The sequence below is a fragment of the Propioniciclava sp. genome (assembly GCF_029977985.1).
Classification (GTDB): domain Bacteria; phylum Actinomycetota; class Actinomycetes; order Propionibacteriales; family Propionibacteriaceae; genus Propioniciclava.
Genome location: NZ_JARKOT010000175.1, coordinates 1 through 7,088, shown reverse-complemented (window position 1 = coordinate 7,088; position 7,088 = coordinate 1). Strand labels below are relative to the sequence as shown.

General features: G+C 73.2%; 6 protein-coding genes. 2 read left to right on the top strand and 4 right to left on the bottom strand.

Going from position 1 to position 7,088, the window contains the following annotated elements:
• Positions 1 to 2,271, top strand: a 2,271-nt coding sequence (locus Q1K57_RS10860) for a putative PEP-binding protein (RefSeq protein ID WP_300082298.1), incomplete at its 5' end; no start/stop codon positions are given.
• Between the two features lie 275 nt (positions 2,272 to 2,546).
• On the opposite strand, the gene Q1K57_RS10855 is transcribed toward Q1K57_RS10860, so the two are convergent.
• The 4 genes from Q1K57_RS10855 to Q1K57_RS10840 all read right to left on the bottom strand — a co-directional run bounded on the left by Q1K57_RS10855 (position 2,547) and on the right by Q1K57_RS10840 (position 6,791).
• Positions 2,547 to 3,017 (bottom strand): methylated-DNA--[protein]-cysteine S-methyltransferase, encoded by a 471-nt coding sequence (locus Q1K57_RS10855; RefSeq protein ID WP_300082296.1) that lies wholly within the window; start codon positions 3,015 to 3,017, stop codon positions 2,547 to 2,549.
• Complete coding sequence (locus Q1K57_RS10850; protein WP_300082293.1) at positions 3,014 to 4,477, bottom strand: AlkA N-terminal domain-containing protein; 1,464 nt, start codon at positions 4,475 to 4,477, stop codon at positions 3,014 to 3,016. Before Q1K57_RS10850 ends, Q1K57_RS10855 begins: the two co-directional genes overlap by 4 nt.
• A gap of 220 nt (positions 4,478 to 4,697) precedes the next feature.
• The gene (locus Q1K57_RS10845) at positions 4,698 to 6,224 is read right to left on the bottom strand and encodes a flotillin family protein (protein ID WP_300082290.1); all 1,527 of its coding nucleotides are present in this window, start codon (positions 6,222 to 6,224) and stop codon (positions 4,698 to 4,700) included.
• A 30-nt stretch (positions 6,225 to 6,254) separates the two neighbouring features.
• The gene (locus Q1K57_RS10840; protein ID WP_300082287.1) at positions 6,255 to 6,791 is read right to left on the bottom strand and encodes an NfeD family protein; all 537 of its coding nucleotides are present in this window, start codon (positions 6,789 to 6,791) and stop codon (positions 6,255 to 6,257) included.
• 106 nt (positions 6,792 to 6,897) lie between these two features.
• Here Q1K57_RS10840 and Q1K57_RS10835 point away from each other — a divergent pair.
• Positions 6,898 to 7,088, top strand: a 191-nt coding sequence (locus Q1K57_RS10835; RefSeq protein WP_300082285.1) for a helix-turn-helix domain-containing protein, incomplete at its 3' end; no start/stop codon positions are given.

Below are 7,088 nucleotides of genomic sequence, written 5' to 3'. Positions count from 1 at the left end.
GTCGTGGCGGCCGGGCGCGACGACGGCTTCCTCGGCACGGACGCCGCTGCGATCAGCCGGGCCATCACGGCGGCGGACTCGGGCGACGGCGTCCTCGTCCTCCTGGACATCGGCAGCGCCCTCATCAGCGCCGAACTGGGCGTCGAGTTCCTGCCCGACGACCTGGCCGACCGGGTCGTCATCACGCCCGCGCCGCTGGTCGAGGGATTGGTCGCAGCCGTCGCGGCGGCGGCGTCCGGGGCCGGGCCGGAAGAGGCGGACGAACGCGCCCGCCGTGCATACGCCGTGAAGATCGAGCACGTCGACGATGCAGTCCCGGCACCCCCGCTGCCCTCCTCGCGGCCGGCTGCGCAACGCAAGCCTGCGGCGTCCGGGGCGCAGTCGGTCGTCTGGCGGGCGACGATCCGCAACCCGCACGGGCTCCACATCCGGCCCGCGGCGGCCGTCGTGACGGCCCTGATGGGGCTGGACGCCGACGTGGCGCTCTCGAACGCCACCACAGGCGCCGGGCCGGCGACCGGTGCGAGCCTGTCGCGCGTCGCGGCGCTCCAGGTGATGCGCGGGCAGGTCCTGCAGGCGCGCATCAACGGGCCGGACGCCGAACGCGCGCGCGGCGTCCTGGCCGATCTGGCCTCGCGCGACTTCGGCGAGGACACCGGCAGCCAGGGTCCTCGCCGGATCGGCCCCGTGACCCAGCGGCCCGCGCCGCCACCGGCCGTGGGGGCGTCCGACACCCTGCCCGTGGTGGGCACCGTGGCGCTGCGGGCATCCGGCCCCTCGACGCAGGGCTACGTGCCCGGCGCGCCGAAGGACGAGCTGAGCCGGTTCACCGAGGCCGTGGGCGTGGTGGCGTCGTTCCTCGACAGCGTCGCCTCCCACGGCGACCCCACCGGGCTGATCGGCGCCCAGCGCGCGCTGCTCGCCGACCGGGAGCTCAACCACGACATCGTGTCGCGCATCACCGAGGGTTTCAGCGCCGTGGACGCCGTGTCGAGCCAACTGGCCCGCGCCGCACGCACGTTCGACGCACTCACCGACCCGTATCTGCGCGAGCGCGGCCAGGACCTCCGCGGGCTCCGGCGGCTGCTGCTGCTGGGGCTGATGGAGCGACCGCTGGTCGACGAGGGCCCGGACGAGCCGCACGTGTGGGTCGTGGGCGAGCTGGACGCCCCCACCGCCCTGCGCCTCGACCCGCGCGTGTGCCTGGGAGTCATCACGACGACGGGCGGGGCGACCGGTCACGGCGTCCTGACGGCGCGGTCGCGCGGCATCCCGGTGCTGGCCGGGCGCCGCGACGCGACGAAGCTCGTCCAGGGCGAACCGGTGGCGTTCGACCCGGTCACCGGGAAGTTCTGGCGGCGTCCGGGAATCCGGGTGCGGAACCGGCTTGCGGAACTGAGGGTCGAACGACGCCTCGCCGCCCAGCGGGCGCTCAGCCGCGCGGCCGAACCCGCCGTGACGCCCGACGGCACGACCGTCCCCGTGCTGGCGAACGTCTCGACCCTGCTCGACGCCCGCGAGGCACAGCGCCTCGGCGCCGACGGCGCCGGACTCGTGCGCACCGAGATCCTGTTCGCGGCGCACCCCGAGGCGCCGACGGTCGACCAGCAGGCCGAGGCTTACCGCTCGCTCGGCACAGCGCTCGGACGCCGCGAGATCACGATCCGCACGTGGGATGCCGGGGCGGACAAGCCGGTGGCCTTCCTGCCCGAGGGCACCGGGATGAACCCGGCGCTGGGGCTGCGCGGCATCCGGACGATGGCGCAGGCGCGCGACGCGTTCGTGGACCAGTTGCGCGCCATCCTCATCGCCGGCCGTGACACGCCCGTGCGGGTGCTGCTGCCGATGGTGTCCGGCCCCGACGAAGTGCGCTGGGCCCGGAGCCTGCTCGAGGACGTGCGCGCCGAGATGGGCGCGCCCCGAGTGCCGTTGGGGATCATGGTGGAAGTGCCCGCCGCGGCGATCCGGGCACGCGACTTCGCCGGGCTGGTCGACTTCGTGAGCATCGGCACCAACGACCTCGCCCAGTACGTGCTGGCCGCCGACCGCACCGATCCCGACGTCGGCGAACTCGCCAGCCAGGAGGATCCGGCCGTCCTCGACCTCGTCGCCTGGGTGTGCCAGGAACTGCCGACCGTACCCGTCGGCGTCTGCGGTGACCTGGCCGAGCAACCCGGTTACGCCGCGCGGCTCATCGAGCTGGGAGTGTCCTCGCTGAGCGTCCCGCCCCTGCACATCCCGGAAGTCAAGCAAGCGGTCCGCGCGGGCTGATCCTCCAAGAGCCCCCCGGCGGGCTTGCGCCAGCGGCTGCGGCTGTTGGCGCCGAGTTCACCGATCCGGGGCGAACTCATTCTCGGATCCGGGCTTGAACTCACACCCACATCCGAGAATGAGCGCGCTCCGGCAACCGGCGCGGGGCTTGCGGTGCGGGGCTCGCGGCGCGGGCATTGCGGCGCGGGCATTGCGGTGCGGGGCTCTCTGGCATGGGCATTGCGGCGCGGGGCTCTCCGGCACGGGGCTCTCGGCCGGAGAGGGGCCCTCGGCGGTCACCGACGCTCGTGGTCGAGAAGCCAGCGCTTGCGCTCGACACCGCCCGCGTAGCCCGTCAGCGCGCCGGAGGCACCGATCACGCGGTGGCACGGCACGACGATGCTCAGCGGGTTGCGCCCGATCGCGCCGCCGACGGCGCGGGACGCTGTCGGCGTCCCCAACTGCGCGGCCAACTGACCATAGGTCCGTGTCTCCCCCGCGGGAATGCCGCTCAACAGCGCCCACACCCGCCGCTGGAAATCCGTGCCTTGCGGGGCCAGGTCGAGCTCGAAAGCACTCCGCGTTCCGGCGAAGTACTCCCCCAGTTGAGCGACGGCGTCCGCGGCGATGGTGTCGTCGCGGACGCCGAGGCCGGTGGCGTCCGGGAGGTGCTTCTGCCCCGCGGTGTAGAGAGCGGCCAGTGCGCCGGCGTCGTCGACGACGAGAGTGAGCGGCCCGACCGGTGAGTCGATGACGCGGTGCTTCACGGTGCCTCCTCGGGCAGGTGGTTAATCGGGTGGTCGTGGGCGGCCCAGAGGTGCTGGGTCGCGTAGGCGCGCCAAGGACGCCACCGCTCGGCATGGTCTGTGGGCCGGGTGATGCCGAGGCGTTCAGCCCCGCGGCGGACGCCGAGATCGGTGGCCGGGAAGGCGTCCGGGTCGCCGAGTGCGCGCATCGCGATCACCTCGACGGTCCAGGGACCGATGCCCGGGAGCGCAGCGAGGGCAGCGCGGGCGGCGTCACGGTCGGCGCCGGGCCCGAGGTCGAGTCCCCCGGAATCCAGCACGCGAGCGAGCCCGACGAGCGTCGCCACGCGGGAGGCCGACAGGGCCAGGGCGTCCTGTGCTGGATTCGTGAGGGCCGCGGGGGTCGGGAAGAGGTGGGTGAGCCCACCCGCGGGATCGACGACCGGCTCCCCGTGGCGCGCCACGAGCCGGGCCGCGTGTGTTCGGGCCGCCGCCGTGGACACCTGCTGGCCGAGCACGGCACGCACCGCGAACTCGGCGGCGTCGACCGTCCGCGGGACGCGGCGTCCGGGCGCGGCCGCGACCAACGGGGCCAGCAGCGGATCGGCCGCGAGCGCGGCGTCGACGGCGACAGGGTCGGCGTCCAGGTCGAGCAGCCGCCGGCAGCGGCCGATGGCGGGCGTGAGGTCCCGCGGATCGGACAGGAAGAGGGTGGCAGCCACGTGGTCGGGACGGGGGCGCAGGGCGACGATGCCGGGCCCGCGCGGCAGGTGGAGCGTCCGGCGGTAGGCGCCGTCACGCCACTCCTCCACCCCGGGCACCGCGGTGGCGGCCAGGTGACCGAAAACGTTGGTCGGCTCGAACGGGCGCCGGAAGGCCAGGCGCAGGTCGACTCGGAGCATCCCTGTACCAGTCGGCGCGGTGGCCGGCCGCCCCCGCAGATCGGACGGGGTCGAGCCGTACACGGCCCGCACTGTTTCGTTGAACGATCGGATCGATCCGAAGCCAGCCGCGAACGCCACGTCGGCGAGCGGCAGGTGCGTCGTTTGCAGCAGCAGCCGCGCGGTGTGCGCCCGCTGCACACGGGCCAGCCCGACCGGGGACGCCCCCAACTCGGCCCGGGTGAGCCGCTCGACCTGTCTCGGCGAGTAGCCCAGGTGCCGGGCGAGCCCTTCGACACCGTCGCGGTCGACGACCCCGTCGGCGATCAGGCGTACTGCCCTGGCGGTGGCGTCCGCGCGTGGCTCCCAGTCCGCGGAACCCGGCACGGCGTCCGGACGGCACCGTTTGCAGGCGCGGAAGCCGGCGGCCTGCGCAGCCGCCGCGCTCGGGTGGAAGGTGCAGTGCTGCGGGGCCGGCGTCCGGGCGGGGCAGCTGGGCCGGCAGTAGATCCCGGTCGAGGTGACGCCGGTGAAGAAGGCGCCGTCGAAGCGCGCATCGCGGCTGGCGACAGCGGCGAGGCAGGCGGACCGGTCGGGCATCACAGCCACCATGATCCCCGACGAGACGCCCTCCCTCCAGCAAGAATCCGACATCGCCATCCCGCCCGTGCGACCGTTGGGGACCACCCCTGTGTGGCAGTTGGGGCTCACGAATAGGGCGCTGGAGCGCCCTATTCGTGAGCCCCAACTGCCACACGGGGGTGTACCGGACCGTCACACGGGCAGCGACGGGACGCTGGCCGGCCCAGCCGGCCCACCATCACGCCTTGTCGACGACCTGACCCTCGACGGTCGCCTTCTCCGTCGTCGCGAGGCCGTACTTCTCGATGAGGTGGCCGAGGTCCACGCCGGTGGTGGACTTCAGCAACTCCATGACCTGAACCAGGTTGGTCGTCACGGTGCGCGGGATCTCGGCGGCACCGTCGGTCGAGACGACGGTCATCTTGTCGATGGACGCCATCGGTGCGGCCACCTGCTTGGCCACCTCGGGCAGCACGGACACGAGCATCTCGAGCACCGCCGCCTCGTTGTAGCGGGCGTAGGCGTCGGCGCGCTTGTTCATCGCTTCGGCCTCGGCCTCTCCCGTCGCGAGGATCGCGGACGCCTTCGCGTCGCCCTCGGCCTTGAGCGCCTCCGCCTCGGCCAGACGACGCGCCTTCTCGGCCTCACCGCGCTTGGCACCCTCGATCGCCTCGGCCTCCGCGAGCGCCGCACGACGGGACTTGTCGCCCACACCGGTGAGTCGCGCCTTCTCCGCCTCCGCCTCGGCGGCGGCGATGGCTGCGGCCTTGTTGGCCTCGGCGGCCAGGATGGACGCCTGCCGCTTGGCGGCCGCCTCCGTCTCGATGCGGTAGCGCTCCGCGTCGGCGGGACGCCGCACCTCGGTGTCCAGCTCGCGCTCCTTCAACGCCGCCTGGCGCTCGGCGACCTTCTCCCGCTCGAGCAGGATCGCCTGGTCGCGGTCGGCCTGCGCCAACGGGCCGGCGGCGGCCGCTTGGGCGGCGGCGGCGTCTGTCTCGGCCTTGATCTCGGCGTTCTTCAGGGCGAGCTGGCGGTTGGCGACGGCGATTTCCTGCTCGGCGGCGACGCGCGCCTGCTCGGACGCCTGGCGTGCCTGCGCCTCGGCGATGGCGGCGAGCTGCCCGACGCGGGCTGCTTCGGGCCGGCCGAGGTCGGCCAGGTACTGGCCGTCATCGGTGATGTCCTGGATCTGGAAGGTGTCGAGCAGCAGGCCCTGGCCGGTGAGCGACGCCTCGGACTCGTCGGCCACCTTCTGCGCGAACGCGGCGCGGTCGCGGATGATCTGTTCGACCGACAGCGAGCCGACGATCGACCGCAGCGCGCCGGCGAGCACCTCCTGGGTGAACGTCTCCACCTCGTCCTGCTGGGAGAGGAAGCGCTGGGCGGCGGCACGGATCTGGTCCTCGTTGCCGCCCACCTTGACCATGGCGACGCCCTCGAGGTTCAGCTTGACGCCCTGGCCGGACACGGCGCCCCGGATGGTGACGGGGATGCGGCGGCTGGAGAGGTCGAGGATGTGGAGGCGCTGCACGAACGGCACGACGAACACGCCGCCGCCCATGACGACCTTCTGCCCGGACAGGTCGTGACTGATCTCGCCCGTCTCGAGGTTGCGCACCTCCTTGCCGCGGCGTCCGGTGACGATGTAGGCCTCGTTCGGTCCGGCCACCTTGTAGCGGGTCACGATCACGAGCGCGAGCAGGACGACGATCGCGATGATGCCAAGCAGGGGCAGCAGGAACGGAGGCAGGTCGAAGAACGGCATGTGGGGTGTCTCCTTGCGTGGTGTGGTCGGTCAGTCGGGTCGGTCGGCGGTCGGCGAGAACGGGTCGCCGGTGGGGTGGGTGGGTCGGACGAGGACGGCACCTGGGGACAGCGACTCGACGACCCAGACGGTCTCCCCGGCCGCCACGGGCGCCTCGCTGCGGGCGTTCATCGTCGTCAGGTGGCCGCCGTGGTGCAGCCGGACGGTTCCGTAGCCGCCCTCGGGGATGGGCGTCGCGACGGTGGCGGTCACCCCGACGAGTTCGCGGGCCCCGGGCGCGAGCCCGCTGTCGGTGTGTCGCATGCGGGCGGTCACCCAGCCCACGACGGCGCCGAGCCCGAGCCCGGCCGCGATGCCCACCACCCACGCCAGCGTCAGGTTCTCCGTGAGGGCGTGGACCAGCGCCCCGCCGAAACCGAGCGCTCCGAGGAAGCCCGCGAGCGCGGCCCCGGTGAACCATTCGCTGCCGCCGAGCCCGTCGAGGACCCCGTCGAGGAAGTCGTCGAGCACGAGCGTGAGCAGCAGCAGCACGACCCCGATGGCCCCGATCCACAGGAACAGCGTCATGGTTCACCTCCTTCGTCCCCGGAAGCCTATCCAGCTGGAGGCAACTGACGGCTCGGCCGTCCGGGCTGTTGGTGAGTGAGCACTCACTCACCTAGAGTGGGTGCTCGTGACCCGAGCCCCCCGCATGTCCGCCGACGAGCGGCGCAAAGCCCTTGTGGACGCCACCCTGCCGCTGCTGCGCGAGCATGGCACCGACAACTCCACCCGGCAGATCGCCGAGGCCGCCGGCATTGCCGAGGGCACGATCTTCCGCGCCTACGATTCCAAGGACGACCTCATCGCCGCCTGCCTCACCGA